This is a genomic window from Nocardia sp. NPDC050718, from assembly GCF_040654235.1.
Taxonomy (GTDB): Bacteria; Actinomycetota; Actinomycetes; order Mycobacteriales; family Mycobacteriaceae; genus Nocardia.
The window spans coordinates 437,835-459,406 of record NZ_JBFAHQ010000001.1; the positions used below are offsets into that span (position 1 = coordinate 437,835).

Annotated in this window: 22 protein-coding genes and 1 tRNA gene; 14 read left to right on the forward strand and 9 right to left on the reverse strand. The window is 68.3% G+C overall.

Annotated features, from left to right (window positions below):
• The first annotated feature begins 274 nt into the window (after positions 1–274).
• The 4 genes from AB0H54_RS02005 (at position 275) to AB0H54_RS02020 (ending at position 4,877) form a co-directional block, all read left to right on the forward strand.
• Entirely contained in the window at positions 275–763 is a 489-nt protein-coding gene (locus AB0H54_RS02005) for a hypothetical protein (protein ID WP_355275416.1), read from the forward strand.
• Positions 764–1,356: 593 nt separating this feature from the next.
• Entirely contained in the window at positions 1,357–1,803 is a 447-nt protein-coding gene (locus AB0H54_RS02010) for a hypothetical protein (protein ID WP_357342142.1), read from the forward strand.
• A 181-nt stretch (positions 1,804–1,984) separates the two neighbouring features.
• Positions 1,985–3,532: a hypothetical protein gene (locus AB0H54_RS02015; RefSeq protein WP_357342144.1), complete on the forward strand. Its 1,548-nt coding sequence runs from the start codon at positions 1,985–1,987 to the stop codon at positions 3,530–3,532.
• A 43-nt stretch (positions 3,533–3,575) separates the two neighbouring features.
• Positions 3,576–4,877, forward strand: a complete 1,302-nt coding sequence (locus AB0H54_RS02020; protein WP_357342146.1) for an acyltransferase — start codon at positions 3,576–3,578, stop codon at positions 4,875–4,877.
• 54 nt (positions 4,878–4,931) lie between these two features.
• On the opposite strand, the gene AB0H54_RS02025 is transcribed toward AB0H54_RS02020, so the two are convergent.
• Complete coding sequence (locus AB0H54_RS02025; RefSeq protein ID WP_357342147.1) at positions 4,932–5,510, reverse strand: cysteine hydrolase family protein; 579 nt, start codon at positions 5,508–5,510, stop codon at positions 4,932–4,934.
• A gap of 97 nt (positions 5,511–5,607) precedes the next feature.
• On the opposite strand from AB0H54_RS02025, the gene AB0H54_RS02030 reads away from it, so the two are divergent.
• Entirely contained in the window at positions 5,608–6,588 is a 981-nt protein-coding gene (locus AB0H54_RS02030) for a DJ-1/PfpI family protein (RefSeq protein WP_357342149.1), read from the forward strand.
• A gap of 242 nt (positions 6,589–6,830) precedes the next feature.
• On the opposite strand, the gene AB0H54_RS02035 is transcribed toward AB0H54_RS02030, so the two are convergent.
• From AB0H54_RS02035 to AB0H54_RS02045, 3 genes are all read right to left on the reverse strand, one after another.
• Complete coding sequence (locus tag AB0H54_RS02035) at positions 6,831–7,544, reverse strand: helix-turn-helix domain-containing protein (RefSeq protein ID WP_355274908.1); 714 nt, start codon at positions 7,542–7,544, stop codon at positions 6,831–6,833.
• A gap of 133 nt (positions 7,545–7,677) precedes the next feature.
• Complete coding sequence (locus tag AB0H54_RS02040; protein WP_357342150.1) at positions 7,678–9,021, reverse strand: FAD-binding oxidoreductase; 1,344 nt, start codon at positions 9,019–9,021, stop codon at positions 7,678–7,680.
• Positions 9,018–9,350 (reverse strand): Rid family hydrolase, encoded by a 333-nt coding sequence (locus AB0H54_RS02045; protein ID WP_357342152.1) that lies wholly within the window; start codon positions 9,348–9,350, stop codon positions 9,018–9,020. Before AB0H54_RS02045 ends, AB0H54_RS02040 begins: the two co-directional genes overlap by 4 nt.
• Before the next feature lie 115 nt (positions 9,351–9,465).
• Between AB0H54_RS02045 and AB0H54_RS02050 the strand changes: the two genes are divergently transcribed.
• The gene (locus AB0H54_RS02050) at positions 9,466–10,599 is read left to right on the forward strand and encodes a helix-turn-helix transcriptional regulator (RefSeq protein ID WP_357342153.1); all 1,134 of its coding nucleotides are present in this window, start codon (positions 9,466–9,468) and stop codon (positions 10,597–10,599) included.
• A 62-nt stretch (positions 10,600–10,661) separates the two neighbouring features.
• On the opposite strand, the gene AB0H54_RS02055 is transcribed toward AB0H54_RS02050, so the two are convergent.
• The gene (locus AB0H54_RS02055) at positions 10,662–12,497 is read right to left on the reverse strand and encodes an acyl-CoA dehydrogenase (RefSeq protein WP_355275414.1); all 1,836 of its coding nucleotides are present in this window, start codon (positions 12,495–12,497) and stop codon (positions 10,662–10,664) included.
• Between the two features lie 231 nt (positions 12,498–12,728).
• On the opposite strand from AB0H54_RS02055, the gene AB0H54_RS02060 reads away from it, so the two are divergent.
• Both AB0H54_RS02060 and AB0H54_RS02065 read left to right on the forward strand, forming a co-directional pair.
• A complete protein-coding gene (locus tag AB0H54_RS02060) occupies positions 12,729–13,322 on the forward strand; it encodes an alpha/beta family hydrolase (RefSeq protein WP_357342154.1) in 594 nt (197 codons plus the stop codon).
• 43 nt (positions 13,323–13,365) lie between these two features.
• Positions 13,366–13,830: a flavodoxin family protein gene (locus tag AB0H54_RS02065; protein WP_357342155.1), complete on the forward strand. Its 465-nt coding sequence runs from the start codon at positions 13,366–13,368 to the stop codon at positions 13,828–13,830.
• Here the strand turns inward: AB0H54_RS02065 and AB0H54_RS02070 are convergent.
• The 3 genes from AB0H54_RS02070 to AB0H54_RS02080 form a co-directional block, all read right to left on the reverse strand.
• On the reverse strand, positions 13,810–14,457 hold the full coding sequence (locus tag AB0H54_RS02070) for a class I SAM-dependent methyltransferase (RefSeq protein ID WP_357342157.1): 648 nt from the start codon (positions 14,455–14,457) through the stop codon (positions 13,810–13,812). The two genes, AB0H54_RS02065 and AB0H54_RS02070, sit on opposite strands and share 21 nt — an antisense overlap.
• Positions 14,458–14,658: 201 nt before the next feature.
• Positions 14,659–15,765, reverse strand: coding sequence for a DUF4185 domain-containing protein (locus AB0H54_RS02075; RefSeq protein ID WP_355274890.1), 1,107 nt, complete (start codon positions 15,763–15,765; stop codon positions 14,659–14,661).
• 172 nt (positions 15,766–15,937) lie between these two features.
• The gene (locus AB0H54_RS02080; RefSeq protein WP_357344165.1) at positions 15,938–16,672 is read right to left on the reverse strand and encodes a crotonase/enoyl-CoA hydratase family protein; all 735 of its coding nucleotides are present in this window, start codon (positions 16,670–16,672) and stop codon (positions 15,938–15,940) included.
• Between the two features lie 136 nt (positions 16,673–16,808).
• Between AB0H54_RS02080 and AB0H54_RS02085 the strand changes: the two genes are divergently transcribed.
• The 6 genes from AB0H54_RS02085 to AB0H54_RS02110 all read left to right on the forward strand — a co-directional run bounded on the left by AB0H54_RS02085 (position 16,809) and on the right by AB0H54_RS02110 (position 21,276).
• A complete protein-coding gene (locus AB0H54_RS02085) occupies positions 16,809–17,126 on the forward strand; it encodes a hypothetical protein (protein ID WP_355274888.1) in 318 nt (105 codons plus the stop codon).
• Between the two features lie 90 nt (positions 17,127–17,216).
• Positions 17,217–18,332: a dimethylsulfone monooxygenase SfnG gene (gene sfnG / locus AB0H54_RS02090; RefSeq protein ID WP_357342159.1), complete on the forward strand. Its 1,116-nt coding sequence runs from the start codon at positions 17,217–17,219 to the stop codon at positions 18,330–18,332.
• Positions 18,332–19,600 carry an SfnB family sulfur acquisition oxidoreductase gene (locus tag AB0H54_RS02095; RefSeq protein ID WP_357342160.1) on the forward strand — a complete coding sequence of 423 codons (1,269 nt, stop codon included), beginning with the start codon at positions 18,332–18,334 and terminating at the stop codon, positions 19,598–19,600. Before sfnG ends, AB0H54_RS02095 begins: the two co-directional genes overlap by 1 nt.
• A gap of 32 nt (positions 19,601–19,632) precedes the next feature.
• The gene (locus AB0H54_RS02100; RefSeq protein ID WP_357342161.1) at positions 19,633–20,151 is read left to right on the forward strand and encodes an NAD(P)H-dependent oxidoreductase; all 519 of its coding nucleotides are present in this window, start codon (positions 19,633–19,635) and stop codon (positions 20,149–20,151) included.
• Positions 20,144–20,641 (forward strand): flavin reductase family protein, encoded by a 498-nt coding sequence (locus tag AB0H54_RS02105; protein WP_355274879.1) that lies wholly within the window; start codon positions 20,144–20,146, stop codon positions 20,639–20,641. Before AB0H54_RS02100 ends, AB0H54_RS02105 begins: the two co-directional genes overlap by 8 nt.
• Before the next feature lie 194 nt (positions 20,642–20,835).
• Positions 20,836–21,276: a hypothetical protein gene (locus tag AB0H54_RS02110; RefSeq protein ID WP_357342163.1), complete on the forward strand. Its 441-nt coding sequence runs from the start codon at positions 20,836–20,838 to the stop codon at positions 21,274–21,276.
• 48 nt (positions 21,277–21,324) lie between these two features.
• On the opposite strand, the gene AB0H54_RS02115 is transcribed toward AB0H54_RS02110, so the two are convergent.
• Positions 21,325–21,395, reverse strand: a tRNA-Gly gene (locus AB0H54_RS02115).
• Positions 21,396–21,572 lie beyond the last annotated feature (177 nt).

Consider the following 21,572-nt stretch of genomic DNA (forward strand, 5'->3'; position numbering starts at 1 on the left):
CCTGCTGGGCGGGCGATCCGGTGTTGCCGTGATGCCAATATTTCGGGCCGGAAATTCCGGTTACCCTCCGGCATCCGAACAGTCCGCTGCCCCGATTCCGGTCCGTTCCCGTGCCCGGAAACGCGTGTTAGAACTGCTGTGCCCAGTCTGCGGGGCTGGCAAACCTGGGATGTTCGACTCCCCGATCGGGCGGCGATCCTGCGGCCGCCCAGCGCATTTCACCTGATGATCCGTTGGCTCGAAGTGGTGTGGAGGAAGCGTTGTGAAGAAGACGATGGCTATCGCGATGACGACGGCGGCCTGGTCGCTGATGGTGGTGCCCGGCCTGGCCGGCGCCGACACCGGCAGCGGCTCGACCGGCAGTGGTGTGATCGACACCGGCAGTGGCATTCTCGGCGACCTACTCGACACCGGCAGTGGCATCCTCGGTGGCAGCTCGGGCGGTTCGTCGGAAAGCGTGCAGCCCTGCAATCGCTCGACCAAGTCCGGCGGCGCGGGCGTCACCACCACGACGCATCAGCTCGGCGTGGCGGGCCCGACCTCCTTCGTCCTGTCCTACGAAACCCTCAACATCCCCGACCGGATCCAGGTCTTCTACGAAGGTGGTCAGGTGCTCGACACCGGTTACGTCGGCGACAACCTGAACCAGGGCACCGGCTCCGCCGTCGTGTCCCTCCCCGGCGGCACCGCGACCACGGTGACTGTCCGGGTCAGCGGCCCCGACGACACGCAATGGGAGTACACGGTCAACTGCCCGTCGTAGCGGCAGGCGACATCGGGCGGTCCGGAACTCTCCGGGCCGCCCGATTCGTATTCGGCAGGTAGAGAGCCGGATTCGTGCTCCACTGCCCTGATTCGTCACTGTGACATGGGGACGGATGAGGCATGCGCGGCTGTGTTTTCGCACAGCATCACCCTGGATGGAATCTGGCTACATCGCAGACATCATGCAGAAAACAGGTGGCGTGGCATCGCGTTTCCGGCCAGCGTGGAATCGCCCGCTCGATCGCGATATCCAATGATGGTGGCCCGCAATCGTATCGAGATCGCCAACCGTTACCAGTTCGAGCAGTGATATCAATCATGGTGTAAACCAAGTGATAGCGGGGAACCCGTAGAGGTTCACTGCTGGTACGCCCAGGACTTCATGGCCTCGCCTCGTTGTTTCCTCGCGAGTAGCCCTCCTGTTCGATCGATTGATCAGTGCTTACGTGACATCCGGGACCGATCGTCACGGCTTTGTGGATCGCTCGCCGATGAATCGATCTGAGGGATCGCATAGTGCCACTGTGCAGAATGTCTGGCGTTGGCAATCTTTCAGCATCCGACAGGCGAATGTCCCGAAAACTCGGGGCTGTGGTGCCGACTGACACACGTGTTAGAAACTTCCAGTCGGCAGGGAGGTCGACGATCACCATTCATCACAAGGGGTTTCACTTCATGAAGAAGATCCGCACGCTCGGTTTCGGTCTCGTCCTCGCGGCCGGAATGGCCATGTTCGGCACCGGCATCGCCACCGCCGCCGACGAGCCCAGCACCGGTTCCGCCGAAAGCCTCGCCGCCGTGCTCGAGGCGCTGACCACCGGTTCCGCCGGCGCCACGGACCCGACCGACCCCACCGACCCGGGCACCGAAACCACGCCCGCCGCCCGCGTGACCCCGATCGCCGAGCCCGAAACCGGCTCCGCCGAGAGCCTCGCCGCCATCCTGAAGGCCCTCACCACCGGCTCCGCCGAAACCCCCGACCCGACCGACCCGGGCACCGGCGGCGGCACCGACCCTGGCACGGGCGCCGGCGCGTAGTCGTCATCGACAAGAAGGCCACGTACCGGCGGTGCGTGGCCTTCGATTCTTGCTCGGTCGATGCGGTACACCCTCTGCTTCGGTCCGTTTGTGCGCACGGGTGACAGGCCCTACTGTGCGGTCGGGTGCACCCGTGTTCGGTCGGTGTGCGCCGGATGATTGTTTCGATGGGGGGAGTGCCATGTCGGCACCACAATCGCTCACCGTGGAACAGGACGCGGTGCGCTCCTCGACCACCGGAGAATTATCCGCCGCGCGTGGTCGGTTCAGTTCCCTGTGGGTTTTCCTCACCGCCTGGCTCGCCTATGCCACGGCACTGTTGGTGAGCAGCCGGGACCTGTTCACCCGGGCAGTGTTCGAGGAGGGTGATGCGGCGACCGTCTCGATCCAGGTGCTCGCCGCGAAGGATTTCGAGCTGCTGGTCGGGAACTATTCCCGGGTCGGATTCCATCATCCCGGGCCCGCGTTCATCTACGTGCAGGCATTCGGGGAGTGGCTTTTCTACGATGTGCTGCGGTGGGTGCCGTCGCCGTGGAACGGGCAGGCGATCGCCATTCTGCTGCTCAATGCCGCGCTTGTAGCGCTGGCTTTGTGGATTGTCTACGCCTGGTATCCGTCGTGGACGCTGGTCGCGGGGCTCGGTGGGGCGAGCTTGGTGTTCCTCACCGTGTATCGCGAGCTGCTCAGCGGTCTCTGGTTCCCCTATGTGTATTTCGCGCCGTTCCTGGTGTTTCTGGTGGCCGTGTCCTCGGTGGTGGCCCGGCGGACCGAACACCTGTGGATCGTCGCGCTCGCGGGCGGCTTGCTGATCCACGGGCACGCGGAGTTCCTGTTCTTCGTGCCATTGCTCGGTGGGGTGCCGCTGTACCTCGCGTGGCGCGGGAAACTGGCGGTCGCCGACCGGGATTGGTGGCGGTTCGGTGGGGTCGCGGCGGTATTCGCGGCGCCGATCCTGCTCAATACGATCGTGAATTTCCCCGGGGAATTCCCGAAGTACGTCGGGTACGGGGGTGGGCACGGGATCCATCTGCCATGGACGGCGTTGGCCTACACCGTGCAATTCTGGGGGCCGAACCGCATCGTCGGCCTGATCGTCTTCGTCGTGCTGTTCGCGCTCGTCGCGCGGCTGGCGCGCGGCGAGAAGTTCCTGGCGAGTGGTGTGGCATTCTGCGCGGCTGCCGCGGCGCTGATGACGGTCTACGCGATGATCGGCATCGACCAGATCGAGGAGGCGTACATCGGGTACTTCTCCTACGCGATCCCGCTGTTCATGATCATGCTCGCCCTGATCGGCCTCACCCAGCGGATCGGGTGGCTGAAATACGCCGTCGCCGGCTTGCTCGTCGTCGGGCTCGTGGTGAGTGGGCTGACGAACTCGCTGGCGAATCGGCGACACGAAATGATCGGCATTCCGGCCGCTCTGGATGCGATGGCGGCGGCCGCCGGTGGTCGGCCGATCGTTCTGGAGCGGCGACCGCATGAAGCGTGGGCCGAGGTCGTTCCGCTCGTCTTGGCCGGGGCTCGCGAGGGCGTGCGGGTCTGCGCCGACGATGCCCCGATGATGGAGCTGTTGGTCACCGCCGCGTTCGTCTGTACTCCCGATGAATTGGCGACGGGTGCTCGTGTCGTGGTGACGAGAAAGAATGTCGACGCGCCCACCGGGCTGCTCGTCGGCGAGATCGGCCAGGCCGTCGGTAGTCAGCAGATCTGGGTGATCGCGGTGGGGTGACGTCGGTGTGTGATCCGATTCGATTGTCCAGTGGTGGGGAGTTATGAAATCTGTAGAGGGGGACGCTGATTCGGCCGATACGGTCGAACAGCGAGGACGTACCCGTGGTGGTCGGTTCGAGTTTCTGGACGCGCTGCGCGGGATCGCGGCGCTGGCGGTGGTGATCGAGCATTTCACGGATCCGCTGTGGTCGTCGTACGGTCGGATCATCGGCCAGTACTTCAATTTCGGCGTGTTCGGTGTCTTCGCTTTCTTCCTCGTCAGCGGCTACATCATTCCGGCGTCGCTGGAGCGGGGAAGGTCGCTCGGGGCGTTCTGGGTGGGTCGGTTCTTCCGGCTGTTCCCGCTGTTCTGGGTGTTCCTGATCGCGGCGGTGGTGCTGCACTACGTGGGTATGTACGGCGGGCCGCCGGGCTTCATGGTCGACCCGGTGTGGAATCTCGCGACGAATGCCACGATGGCGCATTTGTTTCTCGCCGGGCACTATTCGGAGATTCTCATCGTCGCGTGGACGCTCTCGTACGAGCTGGCCTTCTACGCGTTCGTGTCGCTGCTGTTCCTCGGCGGGCTCAACCGGCGATCGGTGCCGGTGGCCTGCCTGGCGATCGGTGCGATTCCCCTGGCGGCGCTGTTCCTGCCGACCGCGTTGGTCGGCGGGCCCGAGGCGAACCTCGCCACTCGGCTGATGGTCGCGGCGGTGACGGTGGTTGTCGCGGTCTTCTTCGGGTACCGGGCGGCCGCTCGGGGCAATTCGGCGGGCGTGGCGGTGTCGATCGCGGTGCTCGCTGTCCCGCTGGTGCTCAATCAGCCTGGGGCGTCCGGGTATTCCGCGGCGATCTTCGCGACGATGTTCGTCGGCACAGTGCTCTATCGGATGACAGCCGGCGAGATCTCCGCCTGGGTCGGCTGGGGAGTGTTCGGGATCGCCGCGGGTCTGTTGCTCGCTCCGCGATTCGTTCAGCAGACCGTCTCGGATTCCGCCGGTGCCGCGGAATGGGGCGGGTTGGTAGGTCCGGCGTTCACAATCGTGGCCGCCTATCTGCTGTTCGCGGTGATGCTGCTGCTGCGCCGGTATTCCTTCCCCCGGCCGCTGCTGTTCCTCGGACGGATCAGTTTCTCGCTGTATCTGGTGCACGGACTGGTGAACAACGTCGTGCCCAAGTGGCCGGAGTCGATCTTCGCCGGCAATGCGGCCTGGCTCACCTGGAGCACGTGGATGGTCGTCGCGATCGGCCTCGCCACGTTGACCTACAACAAGATCGAGCAACCCTTCCTGCGTCTCGGTCATCGGGTGATGGCCAGGATGGACGCGCGAACCCGGCCGACCCCGGCGCCGGTCGCCTGAACCGGCGAACGACTCCCGCCGCGGTCCGTGCGGGAGTCGTTTGTCCAGGGCTGGTCAGCGCAGCGCGGCGCCGGTCGGCACCACCACGGCGTAGAGGTCGGCGAGGGTGGCGAGGGCGCTGTCGTGGAGCTGGCTGGCGGTGACGTCGGCGAGGGGGCGGGTGGCGCAGGCGTCGGCGACGACGGTGGGCTTGTTGCCGCGGAGGAAGGCGCCTTCGGTGGTGAAGGTGACGCACATGTGGGTCATGAAGCCGGCGATGACGACGGTGTCGTGGCCCGCCGCGTCGACGAGGTCGCCCAGGTCGGTGCCGACGAAGGCGTTGGGGACGGTCTTGACGACAACCTGCTCGTCTTCGGTCGGGGCGACCGCGTCGTGGATGCGGCCGATCTCGGCGGTGATGTCGTACGGGGTGCCCGCGCCGCCGTCGTTGATGACGTGGATGACCGTCGCGCCGGATTCGCGTGCCCTGGTGAGCAATTCGGCGGCGGCGTCGAGGGCGGGCTTCCACTCGGCCAGCTCCATGACGCCCTGGGTGTAGGTGTTCTGGTAGTCGACCAGGATCAGGGTGGAGTCGGCCAGGGTGGCCGGGGTCTCGTCGAAACCGTTGAGCTGGCGGAGGGTGGTCGAAGCCATCGGAAAGCCTTTCTATCGGGGATGCGTTCCACGCTAGGGAGCGGCGGGAATGTCGGCAATGTCATGTAACCTGCAGATTCGGACATGGAGGTGTGGGGTGGCTGATCGGCTCGTGGTGATCGTGCTGTTCGATCGCGTCGACCTGCTCGATGTCACCGGTCCGCCGGAGGTGTTCTCGCTGTTGCAGCGGGAGATGGACGAGCCGACCGGGTATCAGGTGGTGCTGGCCGCCGAGACGTTGGCGCCGGTGACCACGTCGGCGGGGGTGCGGGTGCTGCCCGACGTGACCTTCGCCGAGGTCGCGGCGCGGCGCATCGACACGGTGGTCGTGCCGGGCGCGGTGGAGACCGACAGCAGCCGCCGGGTGCGGGCTCTGGTGGATCCCGGGGTCGTCGACGCGGTGACGGTGCTGGCGAAGGATGCGCGGCGGGTCGCCTCGGTGTGTGTCGGCGCGCATATTCTCGCGGCCGCCGGGCTGCTCGACGGCAGGCGCGCGACCACCCACTGGTCGACCGCGCAGCAACTCGCGGCCGAGCATCCCGCGATCGAGGTGGACGCCGATCCGATCTACATCCGCGACGAGAACATCTGGACCGGAGCGGGACTCACCGCCTGCCTCGATCTGACGCTGGCGCTGGTGGCCGACGATTTCGGCGACGAGCTGGCGTTGCGGGTGGCGCGGCAATTGGTGATGTATCTGAAAAGGCCGAGTGGGCAGAGCCAATTCAGTGTGTCGCTGGAACCGGTGTCGACCACGCGCCGCATCGACGATCTCCGGCACTACATCTCCGGCCATATCGGCACCCAGCTCACCGTCACCGATCTGGCGGAACAGGCGCACGTGAGCGAGCGTCAGCTCACCCGGATCTTCCGCACCGAACTCGGCATGACGCCCGCCGCTTATCTCGAATCGGCGCGGGTGGAGGTGGCGCGGCACCGGCTGGAGACGACCGATGACACCCTCGCGCGAGTCGCCACCACCTGCGGTTTCAATACCGTCGACACCCTGACCCGAGCATTCCGGCGCCGCCTGGACACGACCCCGACCGAGTACCGGAACCGGTTCCGCCTCGGCTGACAGCTATCGCACAGCGCGACCACTCGCCCTGTGACGACGAGTTCTCCTCACGTTCATTTGAATTATGTTTCGCGTAATTCTGCCGTGATAGGAACTCAGTATTCGTCTAGAAGGAGAAGAAATGTTCGACAGCCTGGTCCAGATCCTGCCCATCCTGCTCGCGTTCGCCAGCGGTTCGGCAGCCTGAGCTACCTGGGATTTCACGGCGCCCGTCGGATGCGACGGGCGCCGTTTTCCGTGATCTACCTGGCGGGGATCAGGCGGTAGAGCCACCACGGGCGGGACGGGAAGGCCGGGTCGTAGATCCGCAGCAGCAGGCGGCGCTCGATGCCGGTGCTGCGTTCCCGGATGCGCAGGTGACGGCGGGCGATGTCCTGGGGGCGGACGTCGCTGGTCCAGATCGGGTCCCAGTCGGGGGACTGACCGCAGGATTCGGTGATCGCGGTGACCCGCTGGGTCGGCGCCAGCGGGGCGAGCATGCGGAACGCGTGCACCAGCAGTTGCGCCTCGGTGGTCCAATCGATGAACACCTTCTTGGCCGTCGGGTCGAGGAACATCCATTCGAGCGCGTTCACCCCGGCGCCGAGCCCGGGGAACAGGCGCTGGTATTCGGCGTTCGCGGCGAGCACGTCCATGGTGGGGAAGCGCTGGAAGCACGCCGGATGCGTGAGGCTGGCCAGGTCCGTCAGGTCCTCCGCCGTCGGCGCGGCGGGTGGGGTGCCGGAATCCAGGGCGGGCAGGCCGAGCACGAGGATGTGCTTGCGATACCACAGCGGAACATCGAGGGAATCGAAAAGGCGCTGGAGCATAGGGGAATTCGGGACCAGCGCGCCCGACTCGATCTGGCTGATCAGCAGCGGCGCCATCTGCGCCCGCGCGGCCAGCTCGGTTCGCGCGAGGCCCGCCGCCATCCGGCGTTCCCGCAAATACACACTGAGCGCGGTACTTTCACCCATCACGACCCCCGAGCCTCACCCCGACCGACGGCAATTCCCAGGGTACGCCGGGTTCGGAGGGAGAGATCAGGAAAACAGGTCACGAGTGATGCCGCGCGAACCCCTCGTCCGCGCGGCACCGTCGTGAGCTCGGCTACGCGGCGGCGGCGTGCGCGGCGACCCAGACCCGGGCCGGATCGTAGGTGTCGCGGATGTGCTGGAGCCGTTGCCATTCGGTGGTGCCGAAGGCGGTGGCCGGGTCGATCGGGCGGTCGGCGAAGTTCAGGAACGACGTCGGTGCCGCCCAGGGCCGCAGCGCCGCGACGACACCGGTGGTGACGGTCTCGCCGAGCGCGGCGAGTTCCGGGGTCGGCGCGGGCGACACCGCGAACAGGGCGTACGCGCCGGCCAGGTGGGTCAGCGCGGCGTCCTGGGGACGGGCGAGCGCGCCGCCGAGGTGACGGAGTTCGGCGAACATCAGCGGGGTCTGGACGCCGGGGCCCGCCACCGTGAGCAGGGCCTCGACAGCTGCCCGCGGGAGGTGGGTGAGCAGCGCGTGGTCGCTGACCGCGGGGGTCGGGCCGGGCGGGTCCATGTGCACGTCGAGCAGGGCGGCGGCCGGGATGCGGGCGAAGGTGTCGAGTTCGGGGGCCAGCGCGCGCAGCGGGGCGAGCAGTTCGGCGGCGCGGTCGTCGGCTTCGAGCACGGCGCCGTCGATCACCACCAGGGCACGTCCGGACAGGAACGGCGGCAGCTCGGGCAGCGGGGGAAACCGCATGAGCCGCACCGAGGTGGTGACCGATTCGGGGACCGCGGCGGTCCAGTCCCGCCACGCGGACAGCACCTCGGGCGCGCGTTCGATATCCCACAGCAGCATGCCCGCGAAGACGTCGGCGAGCGGGAGCAGCTCGAGTTCGATCGCCACTACGACGCCGAAACCGCCGCCGCCACCGCGCACGGCCCAGAACAGGTCGGGATGCTCCTCGGCGGTCGCTCGCACCAGCGATCCGTCGGCGGTGACGATCTCGATCGCGCGCACAGCCGAGCCGGCCAGACCGTGTTCGCGGCCGTAGAACGACAGGCCACCGCCGAGCAGGTACCCGGCCACCGCGACATCACCGGCGCTGCCGTGCAGGGCGGTGAGTCCGTGCGGTGCCGTCGCCGCGAGCACATCGCGCCAGAGCGTGCCGCCGATGACACGCGCGCGACGGGCGACCGGATCGACGGTGACGCCGGTCAGCGCGTGCAGCCTGAGCAGCAGCACGTCCTGGAGATCGGCGAGGGCGGCGGCGCCGTGCCCGGTGCTCTGCGGCGCGATCCGCAGACCGAGCGCGGTGGCTGCCCGGACGATGTCGACGACCTCGTCGACCGTGCGCGGCACCGCGACGGCGGCGGGGCGCTGCCGGACGGCGAGGTTCCACGGCGTGCAGGCCGCGTCGTAGCCGGGGTCGCCGGGCAGGAGCGCGAGATCGCGCAGGGCGGTCGTGGTCGGGTTCATGGTCGGTCCTTCGGATCGGAGGGAGTGGGGATCACGAGCGCGCTGAGCTCGACGAGCGTGCCGGGTAGCGCGAGGTGCGCGACATCGACGAGGTCGACGGGCACCGGGATGCCGTCGAGCCATTCCACGACGAGGTCGGCGAGATCGGCGGCGTAGGCGGGAGCGCGGGCGCTGACCCGCAGACGCACGATCGATGACGCACCGAGCCCGTGCGCGGCCAGCGCCGCCTCGAGCCGCTCGAACGCCAGGCACAGCTGTGCGGCGGCGTCCTCGGCGTGCACGAGGCGGCCCGACTCGTCGACCGAGTTCGTCTCGATGGTGATGGTCACGTGCTCCAGATTCGCGCGTTCGCCCTGGTCGGGGCCATCCCAGCCGGGTGGGGAAGCGGATATCCCAGCCGTCTGGGATATGGCGGCCTATGGTCCGCGGCGCATACTGGGGGACATGCGCAGCCGGCTTCTCCCCGAGCGCGTGCGGAGCGATCTGGATGTGCTCTCACGTGCCGGTCTCGATCTCGACGAATTCCTCGTCGAGGCGACCGACGCGGTGCGCCGCGCGGTACCGGCGGTGGCCGCGTGCGTCGGCACTCACGATCCCGCGACGATGATGCTCACCAGCGCGCGCAAGTACGGGTCGCTGGTGTCGGCGAACGAGCACGACCGGCTCTTCGGCCTCATCGAGTACGGCACCGAGGACGCGACCTCGTTCCGCTCGCTCGCGGTCTCCGACCGGCGCGCGATCGGCATGCACGCGGTCCTGGGCGACGACATCGACCGCTGCGAGCGGATGTCGCGGCTGATGCGCCCGCTCTACGGCTTCGCCGACGAAGCGCGACTGGTGTTCCGGGACGCTTCGGGCGCGTGGGGGTGCCTGGCGATGTTCCGCGGCACCGACGACCCGGCCTTCGTCGACGACGAGGTCGACTACCTCGCCTCGCTGTCCGGCGCGTTCGCCCGTGGCGTGCGCGCGGGCGTGCTGACGCGGCTCGCCGACGCCCCGGAGCTGGGCGCCGAGACCGCGGGTCCGGCCGTCGTCATCGTCGACGCGAACGACGAGGTGTCCCAGATCAGCCTCGGCGCCGAGGAGCGCTTCGCGCAATTACGGTCGTCGGTGCACAGCGGCGACCCGTTGAGCCTGGTGATCTCGCTGGTCAGCGCAGCGCGGCGGATGTTGGGGACACCAGGCGCCGCGATGCCGAGGGCGCGGGTGCGCACCTCGTCCGGGGTGTGGCTGGTGCTGCACGCGTCACCGCTGGCCGGGCGCGACGGCGCCGTCGGCGATGTCGTCGTCACCATCGAGGAGGCGCGGCCGCCGGAGATCGTCACCCTGGTCGTCGCCGCTTTCGGCCTGACCCCGCGCGAGCACGACGTCACCCGCTTCGTCCTCCAGGGCGTGGAGACCAAGGAGATCGCCGCGGCCCTGCACGTCTCGGCCTACACCGTCCAGGACCACCTCAAGTCGATCTTCGAGAAGGCGGGGGTCCGCAGCCGCCGCGAACTCATCGCCCGCGTCTACTTCGACCAGTATGTCCCCCGCATGGGCACCGAAGTCGGCCCCTCCGGCTGGTTCGCCGGATAGACGGAAGACAGAAAAACGGTCCGGAGTCAGAAGACTCCGGACCGTTCAGGAATCGGTCAGCCTCAGAAGGCAGCCTCGTCCAGTTCCATGATGTCGTTGTCCAGGTTGGCCAGGATCGCGCGGGTCGCGGTCAGCTCCGGCAGGACGTTGCGGGCGAAGAACTGCGCCGAGGCGACCTTGCCGGTGTAGAAGGCGACGTCGGAGCCGGTGGCGCCGTTGTCCAGGGCCGCCAGCGCGATCTCGGCCTGCTGCAGCAGCTGCCAGCCGATGAACAGGTCGCCGACCGCCATCAGGAAGCGGACCGAACCCAGGCCGACCTTGTACAGCTCGGTCGGCTGCTCCTGGGCGCCCATCAGGTGGCCGGTCAGGGTGGCGGCCATGGTCTGGACGTCCTCGAGCGCGGTGGCGAGCAGCTTGCGCTCACCCTTGATGCGCTCGTTGGCGCCCTCGGCGTCGATGAACTTCTGGATCTGGCCGGCCACGTGGGCCAGGGCGACACCGCGGTCGCGGGCGATCTTGCGGAAGAAGAAGTCCTGCGCCTGGATCGCGGTGGTGCCCTCGTAGAGCGAGTCGATCTTCGCGTCGCGGATGTACTGCTCGATCGGGTAGTCCTGCAGGAAGCCGGAGCCACCGAAGGTCTGCAGCGAGTCGGTCAGGTACTGGTAGGCGCGCTCGGAGCCGACACCCTTGACGATCGGGAGCAGCAGGTCGTTCACGCGGAACGCGACGTCCTTGTCCGCACCGGAGACCGCCTCGGCGATTTCCGGGTTCTGGTGCGCGGCGGTGTAGAGGTAGATCGCGCGCAGGCCCTCGGCGTACGCCTTCTGGGTGGCCAGCGAACGACGCACGTCCGGGTGGTGGGTGATGGTCACGCGGGGCGCGGCCTTGTCGGTCATCTGGGTCAGGTCGGCACCCTGGACGCGGGTCTTGGCGTACTCCAGCGCGTTCAGGTAGCCGGTCGACAGGGTCGCGATGGCCTTGGTGCCGACCATCATGCGGGCGTTCTCGATGACGTCGAACATCTGCGCGATGCCGTTGTGCACCTCGCCGACCAGCCAGCCCTTGGCGGGCACGCCGTGGCCGCCGAAGGTGACCTCACAGGTGGCCGAGGCCTTGATGCCCATCTTGTGCTCGACGTTGGTGACGAACACGCCGTTGCGGTCACCGTAGGTCTCGGTCTCGAAGTCGAAGTGGACCTTCGGGACGTAGAACAGCGACAGACCCTTGGTGCCGGGGCCGGCGCCCTCGGGGCGAGCCAGCACCAGGTGCATGATGTTCTCGAACAGGTCGTCGGAGTCACCCGAGGTGATGAAGCGCTTGACGCCCTCGATGTGCCACGAGCCGTCTTCCTGCTTGACCGCCTTGGTGCGGCCGGCGCCGACGTCGGAGCCCGCGTCGGGCTCGGTCAGCACCATGGTGGCGCCCCAGTTGCGCTCGGCGATCTTGGCCGCCCAGCCCTTCTGCTCCTCGGTGCCGTTGTTGAAGAACACCTGGGCGAAGCCGGCGCCCGCGGCGTACATCTGGATCGGCGGGTTGGCGCCGAGCACCATCTCGGACAGCGCCCAGGTGATGGCGGAGGGAGCGTTCAGGCCGCCGAGCTCCTCGACGACGCCGACCTTGGCCCACTCGCCGTCTTCGAGCGCCTTGTAGGACTTCTTGAAGGACTCGGGCAGGGTGACCGTGTGGGTGTTCGGGTCGAAGGTGGGCGGGTTGCGGTCCGCGTCGGCGAACGACTCGGCCAGCGGGCCCTCGGCCAGGCGACGGACCTCGGAGAGCATCTCCTTGACGGTGTCGGTGTCCAGGTCACCGAAGGTGCCCGCGTCGAGCAGCTTGTCGATGCCGAGGACCTCGAAGAGGTTGAACTCGAGGTCGCGAACGTTTGCCTTGTAGTGGCCCATGTGAGTACTCACTCTCCGTTGAGTTCTGGTGCGGTCGGTTGTGCGCCGTTCCCGCCCGTGTGACGTCCACCGGGTAGCGTGCCGGTTTTCCGCATGCTACTCGCGGGTAACTTATGGACCATATTACCGGTGAGTAATCGTCTCGGCAAAGGGGCTGGGGGCAATGTGACGTGAAAAACACGCACGGGCGCCGAAACGTTGCTCGCCGCGACGGCGGGGCTACCGTGAGGTGTGCGCATCGAGACGAGTGCCGGACCCGCCGAGATCGAGCTCGACGAGGTCGACGACCCGGCTTTCCTGCTGGTGATCACGCATGGCGCCGGTGGCGGTGTCGATGCGAAAGATATTCTGGCAGTACGTGATTCGGCGATCGAAGCCGGTGGTGCGGTGGCCAGGGTGGTGCAGCCGTACCGGGTCGCCGGGCGCCGGGCGCCGGGGTCGGCGGACAAGCAGGACGAGGCGTGGCTCGAGATCGTGGCCGCGCTGCGGGCCAGGTTTGCCGGGGTGCCGATTGTTCAGGGGGGTCGAAGCAACGGCGCGCGCGTGGCGTGTCGCACCGCCGTGGCGGTCGGCGCGCGCGGGGTGATCGCGCTGTCGTTCCCGTTGCATCCGCCCGGGAAGCCGGACAAGAGCAGGCGGGCGGAGTTGCTCGCGCCGGGTGACATCGAGGTCGTGGTGATCAACGGCGGCAGCGACCCGTTCGGCGTGCCCGATCCCGCCGATGCCGCCGAGGTGAAAGTGATCCCCAAGCAGGCACATTCGTTCCGCACCGGGTTCGACGTGATCGCCGCGACAGTCGAACCCTGGTTCGCCCGCTGGCGCTAGGCTTGCCGCGCAAGCACGCTTCGATCGAGGCAGGGGGCACGGCATGAAGGCGCTCATCGTCTGCACGTCCAAGTCGCACGGCAACACCAGGAAGGTCGCCGACACCATCGGGTCGGTGCTCGACGCGCGGGTGGTCGACCCGTCGGAGATCACCGCGGCCGAACTCGCCGATTACGACCTCGTCGGATTCGGGTCGGGGGTGTACTGGATGGCCCTGGACGCGCGCCTGCGCGAGTTCGTCGACGCGCTGCCCGCCGGGCAGGGGCGCGAGGCGTTCGTCTTCGCCACCAGCGGCTTGCCCGAGCCGAAATTCCGGCCCTACCTGCGTAATCTCGGTGACCAGCTGACCGAGAAGGGCTTCGAGGTGGTGGGCGGGTTCGCCTGCCGTGGACTCGACACGATGGGTCCGCTGGCACTGGTCGGCGGGCTCAACAAGGGCCGTCCCAGCCCCGACGATCTGACCTCGGCGCGCGGCTTCGCCGAGCAGCTACGCGGTCGGTTCGCCTGATTCCGGCAGGTCCCGTTCGGCCAGGACCAGCGCGTCGATGGCGTCGGGGCCCTCGGTGGGCCGTAGTACCGCGTCGGCGATGCGGATGGTGAGGTGCTCGCCCGCGGCGCTCAGCTCGGCGCGGATGTCGTCGGGCGTGAACAGGATGGCCGGGTCCTGCGGGCCGCCGTAGCCGTCGGTCAGGTTCCTGGTGTCGTGACCGAGCACCAGCAGGACTCCGCCGGGGGAGAGCATGCCCGCGAGTTCGCGCAGCAACGCGCCGCGCTGGTCGGCGGGCAGGTGCACGAAGACCATCAGGATCAGCTCGTACGGCCCGGTGATGCCCGCGCCGGCCAGCTCGGTGATGTCGGCGCAGTGCCAGTTCACCCGCGAGCGGACCGAGCGGGACAGCCGGGCCGCGACCGTGCGGCCCTTGTCGATCCCCACCTGGGAGAAGTCGACGGCGTCGATCTGCCAGCCGTGCGTGGCCAGCCACAGGGCGTGGCGGCCCTCGCCGCACGCCAGGTCCAGCGCGCGGGGCAGCGCGGGTGGGGTGCCGCCCGGTTCGTCGGGCAGCAGCTGGATCCGGCGGTCGAGGCCGTAGACGTACTCGACCACCGTGCTGTTCGGCGGTGCGCCCCAGATCAATTCGCTATGGGCATACCGAGCATCCCATTCCGCCGCCGATCCGCCTCCTGTTCCGCCTCCCCGCGACTTCTGGCCAGACCTGGGTGCGTCACCGGCTGCCGATGCGGCCGGCGGTTGATCGGTGGTCATGTCAGCCCGTCCCCCGTGAGTTACCCATGTGCTTGCGAGACCTATGGTGCCAGGTCTTCAGCTCTCCAGGTCTCAGAGGCGGGTACGCATCAGGACGACGTTGTACTGGGTGTGGATGGTGGTCATGAAATAGAGGTCGCGGCCCGTTTGGTACGGGAAGATCGACGGGGCGTAGGCGGTGGGGAGTTCGCGGGCGTCGATCAGGACCTCCGGGGCGCTCCACGGGCCCTCCGGCGACGACGCGCGGCGCATCACCACGGAGTTGAACGGGTCGGTGGTCAGCGAGACGAACTGGCCGAGGTACTCGTTGTACATCACCGACAGCTCGCCGACGCCGCCCATGATCGGCGCGGCCGCGTTCACGTCGTTGAGCTTCCAGCCGCCGCCGTCCCAGTACTCGTACGCGCCGAGGTTCTCGATCTGGGCCTCCGGCACCCGGGCGAGGAAGGCGTCGTTGTTGCGGCCCGAGCGGGTGCCGTACTCGTAGACGAAGCCGCCGTCCTTGAGGAAGGCGTTCATCTGGAAGTTGGTGTTGCCGCCCTCGTCGGGGCGCCGGGTGTGCCCGAGGTCGGCCCAGGTCTCGCCGTTGTCGGCGGAGGCGGCCAGGCCGGAGAAGCTGGTGGTCCACTCGCCGGGGGCGTCCCAGGTCTTCACCGACATCAGCGACATGTACTGCACGCCGTTGGCCGAGATGCCCGCGGTCGGGATGCGGCTGATCTCCAGGAACGGGATCTTCGGGCTGGGGATGAGGTCGCGCGCCTGGCCGACCACATCGCGCACCACGCTGTCGAAGAACACGCCGCCCGCAGGGTCCTTGGTGTGGCTGCGGACCAGGATGTTCGAGCGCCACGCCCAGGTGCTGCCCGCCAGCAGGTTGGGGAAGCCGATGCCCGCGGTGTCGCCGAAGGCGGTCAGCATCTCGCCGCGGCCGTTGTCCCACATGATCCCGAGGTCGGTGCCCAGGACGTTGTAGTTCTGGGTGTTGTTCGGGCTCGCCATGCCGGTGACCTGGAAGACGGCCTGCGTGCGCCCGTGCAGGGCGGGCAGGCCGTTGGTTCCGTTGAGCACCGGGATCGGGTTGATCGCGTTGGGATTCGCGACGGCGGGCGTCGCCCCGCTCACCAGCATGGCCGTGGCTCCGGCGAACGCGGCAAGCAGGATGGAACCGGTCTTCTTCACGGTCGTCGGAGCCTCCGGGTCACGCCGAAATTCGAGCCCGCTTCAGGTTCACCTGTGTCGCGGACCACATTTCGACTATTGGGCGAATCGCAGCGATGCTAACAGCCGATCGGCGTGAGGTGTGGTACATCGGATCGTGGCTCGGCATGAACAAATGATCAGTTGCCTGTCACTAGCTACGATTCAGGGCCTTACGCAGGAGCAATGGCACCTGGGCCGCGCGTTCGGCGGCGAAGGTCGCGCGGGAATTCCGCTGCCAGGATCGGTCGAACAGGCGCTTGGCGGCGGCGACCGCGCGCGGATCGCGGGCCGTGATCCGGTCGGCGAGGGCGGCGGCCGCGGCCTGCGGGTTGTCGGCGACCTCGGTGACGAGGCCGATCCGGGCGGCCTGGGCGGCGTCGATCGGGTCGGCGGTCATGGTCAGCAGCATGGCCTTGTCTATGCCGATGAGCTGCGACAACGTGGCGACGCCCGACATGTCCGGAATCAGGCCGTGGGCGGCCTCCATCACCGAGAACTCCGCCGTCGGCGCGGCGATCCGGAAGTCGGCGGCCAGCGCGAGCTGGAGGCCGCCGCCGTAGCAGCGCCCGTGCACCACGGCGATCACCGGCACGTCGAGGCGGCGCCAGGCCCAGCAGGCTTCCTGAAAAGTATTCGTTCCGCGCCACGGTCGCGGGAGAAATTCCCGGACGATAGCCAGCGGATCGCGGGTGGCCGCCGCGATATCGAGTCCGCTACTGAAACTGGGACCGTTACCGCTGACAATGACGACCCGGGTCTCTTTGTGCTCGGCCACTTTTCGGGCCGCGGCGACGAGATCGCGGAGCATTTCCAGCGTCAGTCCGTTGTGTTTGCCCGGCCGGTTCAAGGCGATATATGCGCGATCGCTGTCGAAGCGCACGGTGATGTGGTCTCCCATGGGGCTACCTTACTCGTGAGTCAGTTCTGCGTGGGCAGGACGGTGTGGCCCTCGCGGCGGCGGTGCGGCATGATCCTCCACGGCTGCGCATCGGCCGATGCGCGCCGATCGAGAGGACTCGAGAGTGCGGATCTGTTTGCTCGCCGCGGCGCTGCTCGCCGTGCCGGTGCTATCTGCTTGTGGCGGCGGCGACGAGGCGCCCGCGGTCACCCAGGCGGAGCTGTCGAAGTCGTTGCAGGACAAGGGGCTGACCAATCCGGAGCTGGCCGACTGCGCGGCACAGGTCTTCCTGGATTCGGGCATGTCGCAGGACGGGTTGCGGGTGATGGTGTCCAACGCGCAGTCCGGTGATCCGGCCAAGCTGCTCGGCCAGGACGACGCCGCCAAGGTGGGCGCCGCGCAGTCCAAGATCGCGGAGAACTGCGTGCACCTGGGCCGCTGAGCCGCGGGCCGTATCGATCGCGGCGATTCAAACCCTCGTCGGGCTCCCACGCCGGTGTTGCACTGGAAACGCCGACGAGAAGGAGCCGCTATGACAACGGAGAGAATCGCCGACCAGGTCTCGTTCGCCTACTGGGTCCCCAACGTCAGTGGGGGGCTGGTGACCAGCGAGATCGAGCAGCGCACCGGCTGGGACTTCGAATACAACAAGAAGCTCGCGCAGACCGCCGAGCGCAACGGTTTCGACTACGCGCTCTCCCAGGTCCGCTACACCGCGTCCTATGGCGCGGAGTACCAGCACGAATCGACCTCGTTCAGCCTCGCGCTGCTCGGGGCGACCGAGCGGCTGAAGGTGATCGCCGCGGTCCATCCGGGGCTGTGGCATCCGGCCGTGCTGGCCAAGTTCGGCGCGACGGCCGACCACCTCTCCGGTGGCCGGTTCGCGATCAACGTCGTGTCCGGCTGGTTCGCCGGTGAGTTCCAGGCGCTGGGCGAGCCGTGGCTCGAGCACGACGAAAGGTACCGGCGCAGTGCCGAATTCCTCGAGGTGATCCGCAAGATCTGGACCGAGGACGCGGTGAACTACGGCGGCGACTTCTACCGCATCCGCGACTTCACCCTCAAGCCCAAGCCGCTCAACACCCCCGAGCGGCCGAATCCCGAACTGTTCCAGGGTGGTAACTCCACCGCCGCGCGCCGCAACGGCGGCCGCTACGCCGACTGGTACTTCTCCAACGGCAAGGACTTCGACGGTGTCACCGAGCAATTGGACGATCTGCGCGCCGTCGCCAGGGACAACGACCGCGAGGTGAAGTTCGGGCTCAACGGCTTCATCATCGCCCGCGACACCGAGCGGGAGGCCCGCGACACCCTGCGCGAGATCGTCGAGAAGGCGAACAAGCCCGCGGTGCAAGGGTTCCGCGACGCCGTGCAGCAGGCGGGGGCCTCGACCGCCGATCGCAAGGGCATGTGGGCCGACTCCACCTTCGAGGACCTGGTCCAGTACAACGACGGTTTCCGCACCGGGCTGATCGGCACGCCCGAGCAAATCGCGGAGCGGATCGTGGCGTACCGGGCGCTCGGCGTCGACCTCATCCTGGCCGGATTCCTGCACTTCCAGGAGGAGATCGAGTACTTCGGCGCCAAGGTGCTGCCGCTGGTGCGTGAGCTGGAGGCCGCCGCAACCCCGGTCGCGGCGGGACGCTGATGACCGTGGTGACCGCCGAGCGGATCACCACGGCCGCACAGGCATTGGCGATCGCCGCCGAACTCGCCGCCGACTTCGCGCGCGGCGCGGCCGAGCGGGATCACACGCGCAGGCTCCCGCACGAGGAACTGGATCAGCTCTCGGCCAGTGGGCTGCTGGCGATCACGGTGCCCGCGGCCTTCGGCGGCGCCGACCTGCCGCCGAGCGTGGTCGCCGAGGTGTTCCGCATCCTGGCGAGCGCCGATCCGAACATCGCGCAGGTGCCGCACAGTCACTTCGTGTATCTGAACCTGTTGCGGCTGGCCGGAACTCCCGCGCAGCAGCGGGAGTACTTCGGGCGGGTGCTCGCCGGGGCGCGCATCGCCAACGCGCAGTCCGAACGGGGCGGGGCCACCGTCGCCGACATCGCCACGACGGTGCGTCCGGTCGACGGGCGGTTCGTCGTCGACGGCACCAAGTACTACTGCACCGGGTCGCTGTTCGCCGATGTGCTCGCGGTGCTGACCAGACTCGATGACCCGCAGGGTGTTTCGGGCCGGGAGCCGGGGGAGTACGTGGCCTTCGTCGCCGCGCTGGAACCGGGGGTGCGCATCGTCGACGACTGGGACGCGCTCGGCCAGCGGACGACCGGCAGCGGCACTGTCGAGTTCGACGCGGTGACCGTGGACGCCGACCAGCTGGTGCCGCGCGCCGCCGCGGTGCACGCGCCGACCGGCTACGGCGCGTTCGCCCAGCTGCTGCACGCCGCGATCGACGCGGGCATCGCGCGGGGCGCGTTGGAAGCCGCCGCCGAATTCGTGCGCACGCGGAGCAGGCCGTGGTTCGAAGCCGGGGTCGACAGGGCGATCGATGATCCGCTGGTGGTGCAGCGCTTCGGCGAGCTGGCCGTGTCGGTGGCCGCGGCGGAATCCTCGCTGGTCGTCGCCGGTGCGGCGGTCGACGCGGCGATCCGCGGAACCTCGGCGGCGGGGCACGCCCTGCGTCCCCCGGCCGAGCGGGCCGGCGCGGGCGAGCACCAGGACGACGCCGCGCGGGCATCGATCGCGGTCGCGACCGCCAAGGTCCTCGCCGATCGCGCTGCGAACGAGGCGTCGGCGGCGATATTCGAGGTGGGTGGCACGCGCAGCGCCGCGGCCGGGCATCGGCTCGACCACTTCTGGCGCAACGCGCGCACCCACACCCTGCACGACCCGGTGCGCTGGAAGTACCAGCACATCGGCCGGGCGGTGCTGCACGATCGGCCGCCGCCGCTGCACGGCGTCATCTGAGCACGGACGAAAGACAGAGTGAGGTACATCCAGTGACAGTGACCGTCGTCGTCGGCAATCCGAAGCCGGCGTCTCGCACCTTGGACGCGGCCGTGCGGGTCGCGCGGGCGCTGCGCCCCGGCGCCGAACCCGAGGTGATCGATCTCGTGACTCTCGGCCCCGGCCTGCTCGGCTGGGGCGACCCCGAGGTCACCGCGGCCGCGCGCGCCGTCGCCGCCTCGGAGCTGGTGGTCTTCGCCAGCCCGACCTTCAAGGCCACCTACACCGGGCTGCTGAAACTGTTCCTCGAACAGTTCGACGGCGGCACCGGGCTGGCGGGCGTGGTCACCGTGCCGGTGATGCTCGGCGCCGGGCCGGCCCACGCGCTCGCGCCGGATCTGCTGCTCAAGCCGGTGCTGGTGGAGATCGGCGGGACCGCGGCGCTGCCGGGGCTCTATCTCGCCGATCGTGGTTTCGCCGAGGACGGCGTCATCGAGGCGTATGCCCAACGCTGGGCGCCCGTCGTCGCGGCATTGCTCGAACAGCCGGTGGAGGCGACGAATCATGCGTGAGCTCTTGGACTTTCCCGCCGACGGCACCGGCCTGCGCCGCGCCTTCGCGAACTTCCCCAGCGGGGTCGTCGCGGTGTGCGCGGAGATCGACGGCACACCGCACGGCCTGGCGGTGAGCACCTTCGTTCCGGTCTCCCTCGACCCACCGCTGGTCTCGTTCTGCGTGCAGAACTCCTCGTCGACCTGGCCGAAACTGGCCGGCGCAGGCCACCTGGGCCTCAGCCTGCTCGGCACCGACCAGCAGGCGGCCGCCAAGGCCCTCGGCGCCCGCAACGGCGACCGCTTCCGCGAGACCGCCCTGCACCGCGGCACCGGCGAAGCGGTCTTCATCGATGGCGCCACCGCCTGGATCGAAGGCGTCCCGGAAACCCACGTCCCCGCGGGGGACCATCTCGTCGTCATCCTGCGCGTCAACCGCGTCGCCGCGCGTGAGGACCTCGATCCACTCGTGTTCCACGGCAGCAAGTTCCGCACGCTGCACGCGGGCTGATTCGACGACGAAGGCCCCTGATCCGACGATCGGGGCCTTCGTCGTCGATGGTGGTGCTGCCTCGAACGCTCGGTATCGGTTGTTCGCGGGTGATCGTGGACGGTAGCCTTCGGGCGGGGGGATTCGGACAGTCGGCACGAGCTGCGGAAAGCCGTTCTCGCCCGCCATTTCCACTGTCACACGGGGGTTTTCGAATGTCTCAGATCGATGCGATGCGGGCGGGCGTGCCGTCGCCCTACGCGAACCAGCCCGCGGTTCGGCGATCGACCCGCCTCGCCGGATCCGCCGGGATCGCGCTGGGTAGCGTGTTCGCGGCCTGCTCCGCCGGACTCGTGGTGGCCGGCCTGGTCGATCGCCAGTACCTGATCGTCGTCTGCGTGGTCGCGCTGCTGCCCGGGATTCTCGCCCTCAGCCTGCTCACGGCGTCACGGCGGATTCTGCGCGGCGAGATCAACGGAACCACCAGGGCAATGACGATGCTGGTCACCGCTAGTGGCCTCGTCCTGATGGGAACCGTCGGCGCCGTCATCGAAGGGCCATGGCCCGCGAAGATCCTGATGGTCGCCCTCACCATCGGCACCTTCACCACCGCCGCCTTGGTCAACCGCGCCGACCGAGCCCTGAAGGGTCAATAGCGCGGAAACGACGAAAGCCCCCGGGTGACCTGGGGGCTTTCGGCTTTGAGCCGATGACGGGAATCGAACCCGCGCTGTCTGCTTGGGAAGCAGAAGTTCTACCATTGAACTACATCGGCGTGCGTTCATCGAGCGCGTTCGCGACTCTATCAGACCGGCTCAGGTGCCGGTCAACTCTTTGATTCGGCGAGTGGGCGTCGACCGGTGTTGACGGGTGGGCGGGGTGAAACCGGGCCGTTTCGGTGGGGTGGCGTTCTACAGTGCGTCGACGGGTCCGCACAGTTGGTCAGCGTTGC

Coding starts and splice junctions, on each gene's coding strand:
- AB0H54_RS02005 (WP_355275416.1), top strand. CDS start 275: ATGGCTATCGCGATGACGACGGCGGCCTGGTCGCTGATGGTGGTGCCC.
- AB0H54_RS02015 (WP_357342144.1), top strand. CDS start 1,985: ATGTCGGCACCACAATCGCTCACCGTGGAACAGGACGCGGTGCGCTCC.
- AB0H54_RS02020 (WP_357342146.1), top strand. CDS start 3,576: ATGAAATCTGTAGAGGGGGACGCTGATTCGGCCGATACGGTCGAACAG.
- AB0H54_RS02025 (WP_357342147.1), bottom strand. CDS start 5,510: ATGGCTTCGACCACCCTCCGCCAGCTCAACGGTTTCGACGAGACCCCG.
- AB0H54_RS02035 (WP_355274908.1), bottom strand. CDS start 7,544: ATGGGTGAAAGTACCGCGCTCAGTGTGTATTTGCGGGAACGCCGGATG.
- AB0H54_RS02040 (WP_357342150.1), bottom strand. CDS start 9,021: ATGAACCCGACCACGACCGCCCTGCGCGATCTCGCGCTCCTGCCCGGC.
- AB0H54_RS02050 (WP_357342153.1), top strand. CDS start 9,466: ATGCGCAGCCGGCTTCTCCCCGAGCGCGTGCGGAGCGATCTGGATGTG.
- AB0H54_RS02055 (WP_355275414.1), bottom strand. CDS start 12,497: ATGGGCCACTACAAGGCAAACGTTCGCGACCTCGAGTTCAACCTCTTC.
- AB0H54_RS02065 (WP_357342155.1), top strand. CDS start 13,366: ATGAAGGCGCTCATCGTCTGCACGTCCAAGTCGCACGGCAACACCAGG.
- sfnG (WP_357342159.1), top strand. CDS start 17,217: ATGACAACGGAGAGAATCGCCGACCAGGTCTCGTTCGCCTACTGGGTC.
- AB0H54_RS02095 (WP_357342160.1), top strand. CDS start 18,332: ATGACCGTGGTGACCGCCGAGCGGATCACCACGGCCGCACAGGCATTG.
- AB0H54_RS02105 (WP_355274879.1), top strand. CDS start 20,144: ATGCGTGAGCTCTTGGACTTTCCCGCCGACGGCACCGGCCTGCGCCGC.
- AB0H54_RS02110 (WP_357342163.1), top strand. CDS start 20,836: ATGTCTCAGATCGATGCGATGCGGGCGGGCGTGCCGTCGCCCTACGCG.